General features: G+C 73.0%; 15 protein-coding genes. 6 read left to right on the top strand and 9 right to left on the bottom strand.

The genetic code is table 11. The features are described from left to right. Positions 1-23: 23 nt before the first annotated feature. Positions 24-830, bottom strand: a complete 807-nt coding sequence (locus ACSNOK_RS20175) for a TetR/AcrR family transcriptional regulator C-terminal domain-containing protein (RefSeq protein ID WP_436782121.1) — start codon at positions 828-830, stop codon at positions 24-26. 186 nt (positions 831-1,016) lie between these two features. Here ACSNOK_RS20175 and ACSNOK_RS20170 point away from each other — a divergent pair, with 186 nt between their 5' ends. The 5 genes from ACSNOK_RS20170 (at position 1,017) to ACSNOK_RS20150 (ending at position 6,209) form a co-directional block, all read left to right on the top strand. Beyond that, complete coding sequence (locus tag ACSNOK_RS20170; RefSeq protein WP_436782120.1) at positions 1,017-1,892, top strand: alpha/beta hydrolase; 876 nt, start codon at positions 1,017-1,019, stop codon at positions 1,890-1,892. Positions 1,893-2,321: 429 nt separating this feature from the next. Further along, positions 2,322-2,786, top strand: coding sequence for a hypothetical protein (locus tag ACSNOK_RS20165; RefSeq protein ID WP_436782119.1), 465 nt, complete (start codon positions 2,322-2,324; stop codon positions 2,784-2,786). A gap of 38 nt (positions 2,787-2,824) precedes the next feature. After that, positions 2,825-4,354 carry a beta/gamma crystallin domain-containing protein gene (locus tag ACSNOK_RS20160; protein ID WP_436782118.1) on the top strand — a complete coding sequence of 510 codons (1,530 nt, stop codon included), beginning with the start codon at positions 2,825-2,827 and terminating at the stop codon, positions 4,352-4,354. Positions 4,355-4,533: 179 nt separating this feature from the next. Continuing rightward, the gene (locus tag ACSNOK_RS20155) at positions 4,534-5,541 is read left to right on the top strand and encodes a glycosyltransferase family 4 protein (protein WP_436782117.1); all 1,008 of its coding nucleotides are present in this window, start codon (positions 4,534-4,536) and stop codon (positions 5,539-5,541) included. 125 nt (positions 5,542-5,666) lie between these two features. Next, positions 5,667-6,209 (top strand): N-acetyltransferase family protein, encoded by a 543-nt coding sequence (locus tag ACSNOK_RS20150; RefSeq protein ID WP_436782116.1) that lies wholly within the window; start codon positions 5,667-5,669, stop codon positions 6,207-6,209. Between the two features lie 14 nt (positions 6,210-6,223). On the opposite strand, the gene ACSNOK_RS20145 is transcribed toward ACSNOK_RS20150, so the two are convergent. The 5 genes from ACSNOK_RS20145 to ACSNOK_RS20125 form a co-directional block, all read right to left on the bottom strand. Then, the gene (locus ACSNOK_RS20145) at positions 6,224-7,504 is read right to left on the bottom strand and encodes a DUF6986 family protein (protein WP_436782115.1); all 1,281 of its coding nucleotides are present in this window, start codon (positions 7,502-7,504) and stop codon (positions 6,224-6,226) included. Positions 7,505-7,651: 147 nt separating this feature from the next. Next, positions 7,652-8,614, bottom strand: coding sequence for an electron transfer flavoprotein subunit alpha/FixB family protein (locus tag ACSNOK_RS20140; protein ID WP_436782114.1), 963 nt, complete (start codon positions 8,612-8,614; stop codon positions 7,652-7,654). 117 nt (positions 8,615-8,731) lie between these two features. Beyond that, the gene (locus ACSNOK_RS20135; protein ID WP_436782113.1) at positions 8,732-9,517 is read right to left on the bottom strand and encodes an electron transfer flavoprotein subunit beta/FixA family protein; all 786 of its coding nucleotides are present in this window, start codon (positions 9,515-9,517) and stop codon (positions 8,732-8,734) included. Between the two features lie 187 nt (positions 9,518-9,704). Then, positions 9,705-10,211 carry a flavin reductase family protein gene (locus ACSNOK_RS20130; protein WP_436782112.1) on the bottom strand — a complete coding sequence of 169 codons (507 nt, stop codon included), beginning with the start codon at positions 10,209-10,211 and terminating at the stop codon, positions 9,705-9,707. Between the two features lie 205 nt (positions 10,212-10,416). Further along, a complete protein-coding gene (locus tag ACSNOK_RS20125) occupies positions 10,417-10,815 on the bottom strand; it encodes a TlpA family protein disulfide reductase (protein ID WP_436782123.1) in 399 nt (132 codons plus the stop codon). 312 nt (positions 10,816-11,127) lie between these two features. On the opposite strand from ACSNOK_RS20125, the gene ACSNOK_RS20120 reads away from it, so the two are divergent. Then, positions 11,128-11,856 (top strand): lysophospholipid acyltransferase family protein, encoded by a 729-nt coding sequence (locus ACSNOK_RS20120; protein ID WP_436782111.1) that lies wholly within the window; start codon positions 11,128-11,130, stop codon positions 11,854-11,856. Positions 11,857-11,977: 121 nt separating this feature from the next. Here the strand turns inward: ACSNOK_RS20120 and ACSNOK_RS20115 are convergent, their stop codons facing one another. Genes ACSNOK_RS20115 through ACSNOK_RS20105 form a run of 3 tightly spaced genes read right to left on the bottom strand, consistent with a single transcriptional unit; the run spans position 11,978 to position 15,254 of the window. Beyond that, a complete protein-coding gene (locus ACSNOK_RS20115; RefSeq protein ID WP_436782110.1) occupies positions 11,978-13,063 on the bottom strand; it encodes a threonine aldolase family protein in 1,086 nt (361 codons plus the stop codon). Further along, positions 13,042-13,821, bottom strand: a complete 780-nt coding sequence (locus ACSNOK_RS20110) for an SDR family NAD(P)-dependent oxidoreductase (RefSeq protein WP_436782122.1) — start codon at positions 13,819-13,821, stop codon at positions 13,042-13,044. The genes ACSNOK_RS20115 and ACSNOK_RS20110 overlap by 22 nt, the downstream gene beginning before the upstream one ends. A 26-nt stretch (positions 13,822-13,847) precedes the next feature. Further along, the gene (locus ACSNOK_RS20105) at positions 13,848-15,254 is read right to left on the bottom strand and encodes a DUF6421 family protein (protein WP_436782109.1); all 1,407 of its coding nucleotides are present in this window, start codon (positions 15,252-15,254) and stop codon (positions 13,848-13,850) included. Between the last annotated feature and the right edge of the window lie 251 nt (positions 15,255-15,505).

The following is a 15,505-nucleotide window of genomic DNA, read 5'->3' as shown; positions in this document are numbered from 1 at the left end:
CCCTACCCCTACCCCTACCCCGCTCAACGTCCCGGGCCGTCGGCCGCCGCCTCGATCCCGTCCAGCAGGATGGCCAGCCCAGCCGTGAAGACGCCCTCGACCTCACGTTCCCAGGCGTCCGCCGGATCCCCGTCCCCGGCGGACGAGCCGGGCGAGGAGGCGAGCCGCGTCGACAGCGGGAAGCGGTCGGCGAAGTCGGGGGCGAGATCGTTCAGGAGCGCCACCCGGGTCTGCCACCAGTCCCCGTCCGCGACGCCCGTCACGGCCGCCGCCCGGCGGGTCTCGGCCATCGCGCGAGCCGAGCCCTGTACGAAGTGGAACAGCGAGTTCACCGCGGCCCGTAGCGGCCCGGCCGACAGGCCGGCCCCGGAGAGGGCGCGGAGCAGCGACTCCAGCACGCCCTGTTCGTGCGGTCCGAGGACCGGCCGCGCGAACGAGATCTGGAGCACCCACGGGTGTCGCAGGTAGAACGCCTTGAGCTCCGACGCCCACGCCGTCACCTCGTCGCGCCAACCACCACCGATCACCTCCTGGCGGGTGGGCAGTTCGGCGTGTACCCGGTCGTACACGACGTCCAGGAGCTCCGCCTTGCCGGGCACATAGGTGTAGAGCGCCATCGACGAGCACCCGAGCCGCTCGGCCACCGCGCGCATCGACAGCCCCTCCACCGACGCCGCTTCGTCGGCCACCGCGATCGCCGCCGCCACGATGGCGTCGACACTCAGCCCCTGCTTGGGGCCGGGCCCCTTGCGCGCGGCCCGCCCGTCCGTCCTGCCCCACAGCAGCGTCATGGACGCGGTCGGGTCGCCCTGCCCGGCGATGATGCCCATCCTCGATCTCCTTACGCCTTACGTTATTGTCGCTTCAGCGAATACCGTACGCCCTACGGAGATGGCCGCCACCGACCCGGGGAGCCATAACCCCAGAAAAGGCCGACGGTCCTGAAGAAGCCCGCCGACCCTGGGAAACCCACCCATCCGGAGAAAGCGAGAGCGCCTGTGACGGAAGAACACCCTGTGATCGAAGCGAGGCTCCACGACGGAAGTCTCCTCTCAGCGGAGGTCCACGGCGACGGCCCCGACCTCCTGCTCCCCGTCGACCCCCGGCCCGCCACCGGGGCCCGGGCCGACGAACTCCGGCGCTGGGGCGTCGATCCGGCCCTCGGCCGGTCTCTCGTACGGGGCCTCACGGCCGCCGGCTTCCGTACGGTCGCGTTCCCCTACGAGGCCCACCTCATGGCCCGTCCCAGGCCGGACGCCCTGACCCCGGACACCGTCACCGCCGACCTCCTGGCCGTCGCCGACGCGGCGGGAGCCGACCGGTTCGCCTACTACGGCTACTCCTGGCTGGCCCTGAGCGGACTCCAGCTCGCCCTCCGCACGGACCGGCTCACCGCTCTCGCGATGGGCGGTTTCCCACCGCTGGGCGGCCCGTACGCGCAGATGCTGCGCGTCACCAACGCCGCCCACACGATGGCCGGTTCGGCGGCCCGCCAGGCGCCGGAGGGCGGCACGGATCCGGACGGCTACGACTGGTCCGCCGTCGAGGTGTCGGCCACCGAGGCGCAGACGCGGCAGTTCGTCACGTTGTACGAGGCCCTGCGGGGCTTCGACGAACGGGCGGCGCTACGGCGGGTGCGCTGCCCGCGCCTGTGCTTCGCCGGCTCGGCGGACACGATCCCCTACGGGGAGGGGTGGGGTGACGTCACCGTCGACATCGCGGGCGCCGTCGCCTCCGGGCGGGCGGAGATGGAAGCCGCCGGCTGGGAGGTCCGCCTTCTCGACGGCCTCGACCATACGCGGGCCATGCAGCCGGAGAACGTCCTTCCGGTGCTGCTTCCCTGGCTGACCTCACGCCTGGGCCGGGACGGCGCCGCGCGTCCGGCGAGCTGACGGCTCCCCCCTCCCCCCGTCGGTCAGGTGTCGCCCCGGGGCGTCATCCCGTGCTGCGCGACCCGGTCGCGGAGACGTGCGTCGGGCGGAGTCCGGCCCGGGCGGAGGCAGCCGAGCGGGCCGTTCTCCCGGGGCAACCGAGCGGGCCGTCCTCCCGGGGCAACCGAGTGGACCGTCCTCCCGAGAGGGCACGCCGGCGGGCCGTCGCCCCGGGGCGCACGACCGCTCCCTAGAAGGCGAGGGCCCGCCACCCCATCCGGCTCTCACACACGCCAGCGAACGCACTTCGTCACCCAAGGTGACTTTCGGTCAACCAAGGTGTGCGCAGCATGCGCTCGTACGTGGCACGGGCAGCCATCTCTGGCAACGGCCGGCCGTGACTGGATCCGCCAGGCGGCCGTCACCCCGGGCGAGGAAGGGACGACGTACGTGAGCACGCCCGCCCCGAACCAATCATTCCGTATCGCCAAGTCCCCCGACGTCACCTACGCGGTGTGGGACACCCAGCGCTTCGAAACCGGCCGCAACTCCTGGACTCCCCTGCCCGGCGCCGAGATCGACCTCAAGCTCGGCCAGGGGCGCCCCTCCCTCGGGGCGCTGTTCGTGGCCACGTTCAGCGCCGAGGCCATCTGCTACGCCCCCGACAACAACGGTCTGCTCAAGGCGACCGTCTTCTTCGGCGACGACCAGGCGGAACCCGTCAGCGACAACCACCGCTACGTGACCGCCCGGGGCGGTGCCGAGTGGAACAGCCACACGTTGATCCGTACGGCACGCTTCGAGCCCGACCTCGCGGTGCGGGACGTGACCGCGCGGGTGAAGCTGTGGGCCAGCGAGGAGGACACCGGCGGTGTGCAGAACTGGGTGCTGAAGATCGAGCGCTTCAACCTCTGACGGAACCGAGGGGGGCGAGAGAAACCGGAGGGGGGAAAGTGAACGACGACCAGGTCACCTTCTACACGGGGCGCGATTACACAGGGGACGCCCACACCTACGACATCGGCGCCGAAGTCAGGTTCACCCGGGAAGACCCGCTCAACGACGCGTTCCTGTCCGTGAAAGTCGGGCGCAGGGCCCGCGTCCTCGCCTGGCAGCACGGCAGTCAGCGGGGCGAGTACCGCGAGTGGGAGTCCGATCGGCCGGACATCGCCGACATCGGCGGTCTGACGCGGTTCAAGGTCACCGACAACAGCGTCCCGGCGGAGCGCTACGACGTGGCCCCCGGCGGGCCGCCGGACGTACTCCTCGTGCCGGGCGGCGGTGCCGGGTTCCCCGGAGTGGTCGTGCGGAACACCGGCGTGACCCCGGTCGGCAGCCGGACCGTCACCGCGGAACTGCCCGCGGACAAGGGACTCCAGTGGGGCGTCACGGGGCTGCCGGACTACCAACTGACGCTCCTGGACGGCGGGGTGTACCCCGGAACGCTCTCCTCCGACGGGCGGACGCTCTTCTTCGACGGCGTCGCCCTCGACATCCCGCCGCACGGCGAGCGGGTGATGTGGGTCGCCGTCGGCGCCGTCGGCCAGGCGCTCTCCACGCGCACCGCCCTGCGCTTCACCGTCGGCGAGCGGTCCTCCGACTCCACGCCCGTGCGCGTCAGCAGGTCGCCGTTCGCCGTCGAGCCCGGCGGGCCCCCGGACGTCGTCCTGCACCGGGGCGGAGCCGTCGGCTACCCGGGCGTCAGGCTGACCGCCGGCGCGAACGACCCGTCGCCGCCGCAGACCGTGACCGTCACCCTCCCCCCGGACACCCGGCTGGTGTGGGGGCGGCCCGGGCACCCGGACGACCAGTTGACCGTCCTCGACGAGCACGGCACGGCCACGGTGTACACCGGGAAGTTTTCGGAGGACGGGCGGACCCTCACCTTCGAGGACGTCGGCCCCGGGCTGTCCGGCGCGGGATCCCACTCCGTCATGTGGGTCGACGTCAGCGCGGCCGAGGACGCCGAAATCGCCCGTACCGCCCTGTCGTTCACCGTCGGCGAGCGGGAATCCGCCTCCACGCCCGTGATCGTCGCGGCTCCGCCCGCGTTCGCGGTGGAGCCCGGCGGGCCACCCGACGTCACCGTCGGACGGGGCGGTCCGCCCCACTACGGCTACCCGGGCGTGCGGGTGCGGAACACGGGCTCGTCCCCGCTGGTCGCCGACGTGAAGGTGACCGCCACGCTGCCGGACGGGCGCGGGCTGGCGTTCGCCGCCGAAGGCGGGCCCGACTACCTGCTGACCGTGTGGTGCCCGGACACCGGGGAGGTGCGTTACCCCGGCCGCCGCTCGGACGACGAACAGTCGCTCACGGTCGACAGGGCCCGTCTGAGCGCACCCGCCGGAGGAACGGTCACGCTGTGGGTGGCGATCGCGGCCGCCCCGCACGCTCCGGTCGGCAGCACGGCGCTCGCCTTCGCCGTCGGCGACGAGGAGTCGGCCTCCACCCCCGTCCACGTCACCGCGGCCCCCGGGGAATGAGACGCACCGCGCCCGCCCTCCCGGCGTGGGCACGGCACCGGCGCCTCCACCCGGGGCCCGGTGGCGTGGCCACACCGCGTTCCCCCCAGTGTCGTACCTCCCGGAGGGAGTACTCCCACGTGAACACGGTGGCGCCCCACCGACCCAGACCCGCCCCCACGCCCACGCCGCCGGAGTCCATGACCATCGCGGCCCGGGTGTACGGCTATCCGCCGACCCACAACGCGGGCTCCGAGTGGATGCTGCACTCGATGCTCCGCCCCCTGGCCGAACGCGGCCACCGGGTGACGGTCTGGCTCTCGCACCCCGGAGAGATCGAGAAGAGCTACGAGATCGACGGGGTGCACGTCGTCCCGTACCAGGAGGGCCTCGACTTCGCCGCGCGGGCCCGGCGGGCGGACCTGCTGCTGTCCCACTTCGAGAACGTCCCGATCGTCGCGGGTCTCGCCCGGGAGCACCGCATACCCGTGGCCGTGATCTGCCACGACGACTTCTCCACGAGCTTCCACAACGCGGCCGGCGCCGACCTGGTCGTCTACAACAGCGAGTGGATCCGGCGGGAAGGCGAGGTCTTCTACGCCCACTACCCGCCGGAGTTCCTGCCGAGGGAGAGCATCGTCGTCCGCCCGCCCGTGATCGCGGAGGAGTACCGCACCGAGCCCGGTGACCACGCGACCCTCGTCAACCTCAACCCCGACAAGGGAGGAGACCTCTTCTGGCAGATCGCGGCGTGGACCCCGGAGTGGCGGTTCCTGGGCGTCCGCGGCGCGTACGGACAGCAGATCATGCCGCCGCCGCGGCTGCCCAACTGCGAGGTCGTCGACGGCGTGCCCGGGCACCGGATGCGGGAGCACGTCTACGGCCGGGCGCGCGTGGTGCTGATGCCGAGCCTGTACGAGTCCTGGGGGCGGGTGGCGGTGGAGGCGTTCGCCTCCGGCATCCCCGTGATCGCCCACCCCACCCCGGGGCTCGTCGAATCCCTCGGCGACGCCGGCATCTTCGCCTACCGCGACGACCTCAACGCCTGGATCCACGCCCTGATGTCCCTGAAGGACCCGGCCGACTGGGAGCGCGCCTCCCGCCGCGCCCGGGCCCGCTCCGACGTGCTGAGCGCCGTGCCCGACATCGACGTCTGGTGCGACGCGGTGGAGTCGTTCCGGAAGACGCGCCGGAGGAGGTGCCTGTGAGACCGCCGCGCGCCGGCGGCCCCACGGGCGCCTCCGGCGCGCGGTCACACGACCGCGGCGGCACGGCCACGGCCCGCCGCGCCGGTGAAACGGCGGCGTAACGCACGCGCCGTACCGTCGTGCGGATGAGCGCGCAGACGACCGGTCACCAGGCCGGCCCGGGCGCCCGGGTCCGCCCCGGCGTCGAGGAGGACCTGGCGGAACTGACCCGGATCTACAACCACTACGTCATCGGGACGCCGGTCACCTTCGACATCGAGCCGTTCACCGTGGACCGGCGGCGTCCGTGGCTGCTGGAGCATCCGGACTCGGGGCCGCACCGGCTGCTGGTGGCCGAGCGGGGCGGGACACTCCTCGGGTACGCGACGAGCAGCGCCTTCCGCCCGAAGCACGCGTACGCGACGTCCGTGGAGACCACCGTGTACGTGGCGCCGGAGCACGTGGGGCACGGCGTCGGGGGGCTGTTGTACGCCGCGCTGTTCGAGGTGCTGGAGCGGGAGGACGTGCACATGGCGCTCGCCGGGGTCACCGTGCCCAACGAGGCGTCCCGGCGGCTCCACCAGCGCTTCGGGTTCCGGCCCGTCGGCGTCTACGCGGAGGTGGGCCGCAAGTTCGGGAGGTACTGGGACGTGGAGTGGTTCCAGAAGCGGCTGTCCCGGCAGCGGTGACGGCGGCCGGGGTGTCACCCGGCGCGGCCCGCGAGCGCGTCGAGTTCGGGGCGGGTGAGGCCGGTCAGCCGGGCGACCTCCGCGCCGTCGGCCGCGCCGCAGTCGGCCGCGCGGAGGAGGAAGCCGCTCAGGGCGCGGGCCGTCGCGGGTTCGTCGAGGACGGCGCCGCCGGCCTCGCCGTGCGCGTAGGCCGCGAGCCGGGCGGCGGCGGGTCCGAGGCCCTCGCGGTAGAAGCCGTAGACCGCCGCGTAGCGGCTGGGCAGGTGGGCGGGGTGCATGTCCCAGCCCTGGTAGTAGGCGCGGGCCAGCGCCCGGCGCACCAGCGCGTGGTGGTGGCGCCAGGCCGCGTGGACGCGCTCCCTCGGGCCCACCGGGAGGATGTTCGTCGAGCCGTCGGAGAGGCGGACGCCCGTACCCGCCACGGCGACCTGCATGACGGCCTTGGCGTGGTCGGCGGCCGGGTGGTCGGGGGCCTGGTGCGCGGGGGCGACGCCGCAGGCGGCGCTGTAGTCGAACGTGCCGTAGTGCAGGGCGCTCACCCGGCCCTCCCCCGCGTCCAGCAGCCGGGCGACGGTGGCGCGGCCGTCCGGGCCGAGGATCGCCTGCGCCGTCTCGATCTGGACCTCGAAGCGGATCCGGCCCGCGTCCAGGCCGTGCGCCTTCTCGAACTCCCCGGTGACCTCCGCCATGGCCGCCACCTGTTCCGCGTGGCTCACCTTGGGCAGCGTCAGCACCAGCCCCGCGGGCAGCCGTCCACCGGCGGCGGCCAGCAGGCGGGTGAGGAAGACGTCGAGGGTGCGGACGCCCCGGTCCCGGACCGCCGCCTCCATGCACTTGGCGCGGATGCCGACGAAGGACGGCCCGCCGCCGTCGGCCGCCCACGCCGCCGTCAACTCGGCGGCGCGGCAAGCCGCTTCGTCCTCTTCCGCGTCGGAGCGGTGGCCGTAGCCGTCCTCGAAGTCGATCCGCAGGTCCTCCACCGGCTCCCGGGCGAGCTTGGCCCGGACGCGGTCGTGGACGGCGGCGGTCTCGGGGCCGTCCGGGAGGCCGAGCGCGGCGGCCAGCGCCTCCGCGTCGGGCGCGTGCTCGTCGAGGGCGGCCAGGGCCCGTTCGCCCCACGACCGGACCGTGTCGGCGGCGACGACGTCGGCGGGGACGTAGACGGTGTGGACGGGCTGCCGGGTGCCGGGGTCGCCGGGGTAGCGGCGCGCGAGGTCGGCGTCCACGCCGGCGAGCCGGGCCGTCAGGCGTTCCGTCAGCGTGCTGTCGAAGGTCGTCGCCGCGCTCCGCCGCACAGGTCCCCACCCGCCATCTCGCCGCCGGGAGTTCAACAGTTCGTTGAAGCTAGCCGTGTCCCCGCCCGGCGGTCAACACCCCCGGGAACGCGACGGGCTCCCGCACGCCGCCGCGCGCGGGAGCCCTGAGCGGCCCTGAGGGGAGGATCAGCCCTTGCGGGCCTTGATCTCCTCGGTGAGCTGCGGGACGACCTCGAAGAGGTCGCCGACGACGCCGTAGTCGACCAGCTCGAAGATCGGCGCCTCTTCGTCCTTGTTGATGGCGACGATCGTCTTCGAGGTCTGCATGCCGGCCCGGTGCTGGATGGCGCCGGAGATGCCCGCCGCGATGTACAGCTGCGGGGAGACCGACTTGCCGGTCTGGCCGACCTGGTTGGTGTGCGGGTACCAGCCGGCGTCCACCGCGGCGCGGGAGGCGCCGACGGCACCGCCGAGGGAGTCGGCGAGGGCCTCGATGAGCGGGAAGTTCTCGGCGCCGTTGACGCCGCGGCCGCCGGAGACCACGATCGCGGCCTCGGTCAGCTCGGGGCGGCCGGTCGACTCGCGCGGGGTGCGGGAGACGACCTTGGTGCCGGTGGCCAGCTCGCCGAAGGAGACGGAGAGCTGCTCGACCGTGCCCGCGGCCGGGGCGGCCTCGGGAGCGGCGGAGTTGGGCTTGACGGTGATGACCGGGGTGCCCTTGGTGACGCGGGACTTGGTGGAGTACGAGGCCGCGAAGACGGACTGCGTGGCCACCGGGCCCTCGTCGCCGGCCTCCAGGTCGACGGCGTCGGTGATGAGGCCGCCGCCGACGCGGAGCGCGAGGCGGGCCGCGATCTCCTTGCCCTCGGCGGAGGACGGGACGAGCACGGCGGCCGGCTGGACGGCCTCGTACGCGGCCTGGAGCGCGTCGACCTTGGGGACGACCAGGTAGTCGGCGAACTCGGCGGCGTCGGCGGCCAGCACCTTGACGGCGCCGTGCTCGCCGAGCACCTTCGCGGCCTCGTCGGCGCCGGCGCCGAGGTGGACGGCGACGGGCTCGCCGATGCGGCGGGCGAGGGTGAGCAGTTCGAGGGTGGGCTTGCGGACGGCGCCGTCCACGTGGTCTACGTAGACGAGGACTTCAGCCATGGCGTTGCTCTCCTGCGAGAAGTGTGAGGGCGGTTGAGTGGGGGCCGGGTCGGACGTCTTCCGGCCGGGGCCGGGCGGACGTCGCGTCCGCTCAGACGAACTTCCGGCCCGCGAGGCTCAGACGAACTTCTGGCCCGCGAGGAACTCGGCGAGCTGCTTGCCGCCCTCGCCCTCGTCCTTGACGATCGTGCCGGCCGTGCGGGCCGGGCGCTCGGCGGCGCTGTCGACCTTGGTCCAGGCGCCGTCCAGGCCGACCTCGTCGGCCTCGATGCCGAGGTCGGAGAGGTCCAGGGACTCCACCGGCTTCTTCTTCGCGGCCATGATGCCCTTGAAGGAGGGGTAACGCGCCTCGCCCGACTGGTCGGTGACGGAGACGACGGCCGGGAGGGCGGCCTCCAGCTGCTCGGTGGCGGCGTCGCCGTCGCGGCGGCCGGTCACCTTGCCGTCCTCGACCTTGACCTCGGAGAGCAGGGAGACCTGCGGGACGCCCAGGCGCTCGGCGAGGAGGGCCGGGAGCACGCCCATGCCGCCGTCGGTGGAGGCCATGCCGCAGACGACCAGGTCGTAGCCGACGTGCTCGACGGCCTTGGCGAGCACCAGCGAGGTGCCCATGACGTCGGTGCCGTGCAGGTCGTCGTCCTCGACGTGGACGGCCTTGTGCGCCCCCATGGACAGCGCCTTGCGGAGCGCGTCCTTGGCGTCCTCGGGGCCGACGGTGAGCACGGTGATCTCCGCGTCGTCGGCCTCGTCGGCGATCTGCAGCGCCTGCTCGACCGCGTACTCGTCGAGCTCCGAGAGCAGGCCGTCCACGTCGTCGCGGTCGACGGTCAGGTCCTCGGCGAAGTGCCGGTCGCCGGTGGCGTCGGGCACGTACTTCACACAGACAACGATCCTCAAGCTCACGCCGGCTCTCCTACTGCATCGTCTCTTCGTAGCTGCCTTGGCAGGCAGCATAGGCGCCTTGGGCGGCGGATCCCGGTCGGGGTCGGTCACGCCCACACCGGAATGTTACTCGTCAGTACATCGAGCGTGTCACCCGAGCGCAAGGCCGTTGACCTGTGATGTGCCCAACGCGCGGGGCAGGGACGTCTCAGTCCCGCAAACCGTTGAAGCGCCCCTGGTGGTAGAGGAGGGGACGGCCGGTTCCGGTGTCGTCGCCCGCCACCGCCTCGGCGAGGACGAGGCAGTGGTCCCCGGCGGGCACCCGGGCCACCACCCGGCACACCAGCCACGCCAGGACCCCCTCCAGCAGGGGCACCCCCTCCGGGCCGGGGCGCCATCGGGTGGGCGCGGCGAACCGGTCGGCGCCGCTGCGGGCGAAGACGGCGGCCAGCTCCCGCTGGTGCTCGCCGAGTATGTGGACGCCGACATGCTCGGCGTCGGCCAGGACGGGCCAGCTGGACGAGCCGGTGCCGACGCCGAAGGAGACGATCGGGGGCTCGGCGGCCACGGAGGTGAGGGAGGTCGCGGTGAATCCCACGGGGCGGTCGCCCCGCGCGGTGATCACGGCGACGCCGGCGGCGTGCCGGCGGAAGACCGAGCGCAGCAGCGCGGGCCCGGCGGTGCGGAGGGTGCTGAGGTCGGGTGAGGCCGGCATGGACTGTCCCCTTCGGGTTCGAGCCGGAGTGGTGCGGTCGCGGGTACTCACGGGCTCGGACAGCGCGCGCCGGCTGTCACCGGTACGTCCACGTACGTGTCTAACTGCGAGAGAAGTCCAGGCCACATGGCGTCACCTTGGCGAGGCGCGGCGAGCGGCGTCAAGGGCCGCCGGGCGGATGGGATTCGGATCACGGTGATCCGCGTCACGAGGCACCCATCGCCGCCCCGAGCGCGGCGATGACGTGCGCCTTCCGGGGTTCGCCCACGGCGCGGCGCACCACGCGGCCGTCGGCGTCGAGGACGAGAACGGTGGGTGTCGCGGAGATGTCCAGGGCTCTGACGAGCCCGAGCCGGGCCTCGGCGTCGATCTCGACGTGGACGACGCCGTCGACCATCGCCGCCACGTCGGCGAGCACCCGCCGGGTGGCCCGGCAGGGCTGGCAGAACGCGCTGGAGAACTGCACGAGGGTGGCCCGCTCGCCCGGCTCGGTCCCGAGCTCCGCGGCGCCCAGCCGCACCCGGCGGCCGGGCGCGCCGTCTTCTTCCCGTTCCCGCACGTCCACTGTTCCGTCCTTACGTTCACATCGCCCCGTCCGGGGCATCCGCTGCCGTGACGCGGTCGTCCGCCCCGCGCGGCGGCCGCGGCTCCCCGTCCCCACGGTCCGACGCGGTGTCCGCACCGCGCCGTTCCGTCCAGCGCCGCACCCACCGGAGGAATTCCCGCCGAAACGCCCACCGCCGACTTCCCCTACTCCGACAAAACGGACGACGTGATGAGGATCTCCCGGCGGAGACCCGCCGCCGACTGGCCCGCGGGCCGGACATTCGGGCACGATCTGCCGGAAGCCGCCACCCTACGGCTGCGTAACTTCAGCGGGAGCATCCTCCCCAGGCCCCCGAAGGACATTCCCGATATGGCAGAGCTCGTCTACCCCCCGGTGATCGGCGCCGTCCGCACCCTGTTCAAGGCCGCCGACCTGCGCCTCGACGTCCAGGGCACCGAGCACGTGCCACAGCGCGGCGGGGCGGTGCTGGTGAGCAACCACATCGGCTACCTCGACTTCCTCTTCTGCGGGCTCGCCGCCCGCCCGGCCAAGCGACTGGTGCGCTTTATGGCGAAGGAGCCGGTCTTCCGGCACAAGGTCTCGGGACCGCTGATGCGGGCGATGAAGCACATCCCCGTCGACCGCTCGGCCGGGCTCGACGCCTACAAGCACGCGCTCTCGGCCCTGCGCTCCGGCGAGATCGTCGGGGTGTTCCCGGAAGCGACCATCTCCCCCTCCTTCACCCTGAAGACCTTCAAGACGGGCGCGGCGCGGCTCGCCCAGGAGGCCGGGGTCCCGCTGCTGCCGATGGCCCTGTGGGGCACGCAGCGCCTGTGGACCAAGGGCCGCAAGCGGGACCTGGGGCGGAGCCATATACCCGTGGCGATCCGGGTGGGCGCCCCCGTCGAGGCCGATCCGGACGAGCCCGCCGAGAAGGTCACCGAGCGGCTGCGGGCGCGGGTGCAGGAGCTCCTGGAGGCGGCACAGCGGGCGTATCCGGTCCGGTCCAAGGGCCCGGACGACACCTGGTGGATCCCGGCCCACCTGGGCGGCACGGCCCCGACGCCCGCGCAGGTGGCGGCGCTGGAAGGCGTCTGAGGGCCCTGGAAGGCCCGGGGCGGCCGAGGGGCGCCCCGGACCGCCGGCTCCCGGGAGGAGCGCGTAGAAGGCCCCGCACCGGACCGGTGCGGGGCCTTCTACGCGCTGTGGAGAGCCCGGGTCAGCCCCGGGTCATCTCCTCCTTCACCAGGGCGACGAACGCGTCCACGTCGTCCTCCGTGGTGTCGAAGGAGCACATCCAGCGGACATCGCCCGCCGTCTCGTCCCAGAAGTAGAAGCGGTAGCGCTTCTGGAGGCGCTCGCTCACCTCGCGCGGGAGGCGGGCGAAGACGGCGTTCGACTCGACGGGGTGCAGCACCTCGACGCCGTCCACCGCGCGGACGCCCTCGGCGAGGCGGGCGGCCATGGCGTTGGCGTGGGAAGCGCCGCGCAGCCAGAGGTCGCCGGCCAGCAGGGCCTCGAACTGCACCGAGACGAAGCGCATCTTGGAGGCGAGCTGCATCGACAGCTTGCGCAGGTGCTTCATCGCCTTGACCGCGCCGGGGTTCAGCACGACGACGCACTCGCCGAACAGCAGACCGTTCTTGGTGCCGCCGAAGGAGAGCAGGTCGACGCCGGCGTCGGTGGTGAAGGCACGCAGCGGGACGCCCAGCGTGGCCGCCGCGTTGGCGGCCCGCGAGCCGTCCAGGTGGACCTTCATCCCCCGCTCGTGGGCGTGGTCGCAGATCTCCCGGATCTCCTCGGGCGTGTAGCAGGTGCCGAGTTCGGTGGTCTGGGCGATCGAGACGACCTGCGGCTGGGCCCGGTGCTCGTCGTCCCAGCCCCACGCCTCGCGGTCGATGAGCTCGGGCGTGAGCTTGCCGTGCGGGGTGGGCACGGTCAGCAGCTTGAGCCCGCCGACGCGCTCGGGCGCGCCGCACTCGTCGACGTTGATGTGCGCCGAGTCGGCACAGATCACCGCGCCCCACCGCTCGGTCACCGCCTGGAGGGCGACGACGTTGGCGCCGGTGCCGTTGAAGACGGGGAACGCCTCGGCGGTGGGACCGAAGTGGGAGCGGAACACCTCCTGGAGATGGGCGGTGTACTCGTCCTCCCCGTACGCGATCTGGTGGCCCCCGTTGGCGAGGGCGAGGGCCGCGAGGACCTCCGGGTGCGCGCCGGCGTAGTTGTCGCTGGCGAAGCCGCGGGCCCGGGGGTCGTGCCGGCGTATCGCGTCGGTCTCGCTCAGGGTTGGGGAGTCAGCCACAGACGGGTTCCGTTCACTTCGGTGGCGGGCTTCTCCCAGACGCCGACGATGGCCTCGGCCAGGTCCTTGACGTCGGTGAAACCCGCGAACTTCGCGTTGGGGCGCTCGGCGCGCATGGCGTCGTGCACCAGCGCCTTGATGATCACTACGGTGGCGGCGGCGGACGGACCGCCGCCCTCGGCGGGGTCGCCGCCGGCCTTGCGGAAGGCGTCGCCCAGGGCGAGGGTCCACGCCTCGGCCGCGGACTTGGCGGCGGCGTACGCGGCGTTGCCCGCGGTGGGCTTGCTCGCGCCGGCCGCGCTGACCAGCACGTACCGGCCGTTGCCGCTGCGGTTGAGGGCGCCCTCGAAGGCCAGCGAGGTGTGCTGGACCGTACGGACGAGCAGCTTCTCCAGCAGCTCCCAGTCGGCGAGGTCCGTCTCGGCGAAGGTGGCCGAGCCGCGCCAGCCGCCCACCAGGTGGACCAGGCCGTCGACGCGCCCGAACTCCTTCTCCGTGCGCTCGGCCCAGGCGCGGGTGGCGTCCAGGTCGAGCAGGTCCACGGTGTCGCCGATGACGGTGGCGCCGCCGTGGGCGTAGCGGGCCGCGTCCACCGCCTCGGCGAGGCGGGCCGCGTCCGCGTCGGCGGCGACGACCGTCGCTCCCGCCTCGGCCAGCTTCAGCAGGGCCGCGCGGCCCGCCGGGCCGGCGGCTCCCGCCACCGCCACGACGGCGCCGTCCAGCCGGCCGTCGCCGTTGGTCGGAGTGCTCATGGTCATCGCCTCCTCGTGCCCCTCTTGCCTGGTCACGCCGCCACCTTCGCGGTGCTGTCGGCGGTGATCCCCTTGGTCGAGGCGATCACGGTACGCAGCTTCTTGGCAAGGGCCTCGTAGAACATGCTGAGGGGGAACTCGTCCGGAAGCACGTCGTCCACGAGCTTGCGCGGCGGCAGGCTCAGGTCGAGGGCGTCCGGGCCCTTGGCCCAGGTGGAGCCGGGGTGCGGGGCGAGGTACGTCGAGACGAGCTCGTAGGCGGCGAGCCAGTGGACGAGCTTGGGCCGGTCGATGCCGTCGCGGTACAGCTTCTCGATCTCGCCGCACAGCTGGTTGGTGACCAGCGGGGCCCGGTCCCAGTCGATGTGGAGGGTGTTGTCCGTCCAGCGTACGACGTCGTGCCGGTGCAGGTAGGCGAAGAGGAGCTGGCCGCCGAGGCCGTCGTAGTTGCGGACGCGCTCGCCGGTGACCGGGAAGCGGAACATCCGGTCGAAGAGCACGGCGTACTGCACGTCGCGGCCCTGGGCGTAGCCGTCGGCCTCCAGCTTCACGGCCTCCTTGAAGGCGGTGAGGTCGCAGCGCAGCTCCTCCAGGCCGTACATCCAGAACGGCTGCCGCTGCTTGATCATGAAGGGGTCGAACGGGAGGTCGCCGTGGCTGTGCGTCCGGTCGTGGACCATGTCCCAGAGGACGAACGCCTGCTGGCAGCGCTCCTGGTCGTCCAGCATGGCGGCGATGTCGTCCGGGAGCTCCAGGCCGAGGATGTCCACGGCCGCCTCGGTCACCCGGCGGAAGCGGGCGGCCTCGCGGTCGCAGAAGATGCCGCCCCAGGTGAAGCGGTCCGGGGCCTCGCGGACGGCGATGGTCTCCGGGAAGAGGACCGCCGAGTTGGTGTCGTAGCCCGCGGTGAAGTCCTCGAAGGTGATGCCGAGGAAGAGGGGGTTGTCGTAGCGGGTGCGCTCCAGCTCGGCGAGCCACTCGGGCCACACCACGCGCAGGACGACGGCCTCCAGGTTGCGGTCCGGGTTGCCGTTCTGGGTGTACATGGGGAAGACGACCAGGTGCTGCCGGCCGTCGACGCGCCGCTCGGCGGGGCGGAAGGCGAGCAGCGCGTCCAGGAAGTCCGGCACGCCGAACCCGGAGTCCGCCCATTTCCGCAGGTCGGAGACGAGGGCGGCGTGGTACGCGGCGTCGTGCGGGAGGAGCGGCGAGAGCTGCTCGACGGCGGTGACGATACGTTCCGTCTCGGCCCGTACGAGATCGCCCGGGGGCGCGCCGTCGGCCTCCAGGTCGATCGAGCCGTCGGCGGACTGCCATGGCCTGATGGTCTCGACGGCGTCCTTGAGCTGCGTCCAGGCGGGGTGCCCGGTGACGCTCTCCACGGACGCCTCGGACGATTCGTCGGCGGCTATCGCCCTTGACGCGAGAATTTCCGTCATGACAACCCCTTCCCTGGAGAACCTGGCGTTAAGACACCGTATCCATGCGCGGTTCTTCTCCTCAAGGGGTGCTGCTGCAAATTATCCTGCGGGGCCCGGGGGGCCGCCGCCGTTTTTCCTGTCGGGGGCTGCCGTTCGCGTGTGGTTGCCGGATGCAGAGCGTCCGCCTCCGGTGGCTGCCCGTCGCCGGCGGGCGACGGGAGCCGGGGGCGGCGGCATGGCAGGCGATGGACGTGTAGGTGGCGAACGAC

Source organism: Streptomyces sp. URMC 126 (assembly GCF_051386555.1).
Classification (GTDB): Bacteria; Actinomycetota; Actinomycetes; order Streptomycetales; family Streptomycetaceae; genus Streptomyces.
Note: the sequence above shows the minus strand (reverse complement) of the source record. Positions and strands in the feature narration are given on the sequence as shown.

Coding starts and splice junctions, on each gene's coding strand:
- ACSNOK_RS20175 (WP_436782121.1), bottom strand. CDS start 830: ATGGGCATCATCGCCGGGCAGGGCGACCCGACCGCGTCCATGACGCTG.
- ACSNOK_RS20110 (WP_436782122.1), bottom strand. CDS start 13,821: ATGACCATGAGCACTCCGACCAACGGCGACGGCCGGCTGGACGGCGCC.
- ACSNOK_RS20150 (WP_436782116.1), top strand. CDS start 5,667: ATGAGCGCGCAGACGACCGGTCACCAGGCCGGCCCGGGCGCCCGGGTC.
- ACSNOK_RS20125 (WP_436782123.1), bottom strand. CDS start 10,815: ATGCCCCGGACGGGGCGATGTGAACGTAAGGACGGAACAGTGGACGTG.
- ACSNOK_RS20155 (WP_436782117.1), top strand. CDS start 4,534: ATGACCATCGCGGCCCGGGTGTACGGCTATCCGCCGACCCACAACGCG.
- ACSNOK_RS20130 (WP_436782112.1), bottom strand. CDS start 10,211: ATGCCGGCCTCACCCGACCTCAGCACCCTCCGCACCGCCGGGCCCGCG.
- ACSNOK_RS20120 (WP_436782111.1), top strand. CDS start 11,128: ATGGCAGAGCTCGTCTACCCCCCGGTGATCGGCGCCGTCCGCACCCTG.
- ACSNOK_RS20140 (WP_436782114.1), bottom strand. CDS start 8,614: ATGGCTGAAGTCCTCGTCTACGTAGACCACGTGGACGGCGCCGTCCGC.
- ACSNOK_RS20105 (WP_436782109.1), bottom strand. CDS start 15,254: ATGACGGAAATTCTCGCGTCAAGGGCGATAGCCGCCGACGAATCGTCC.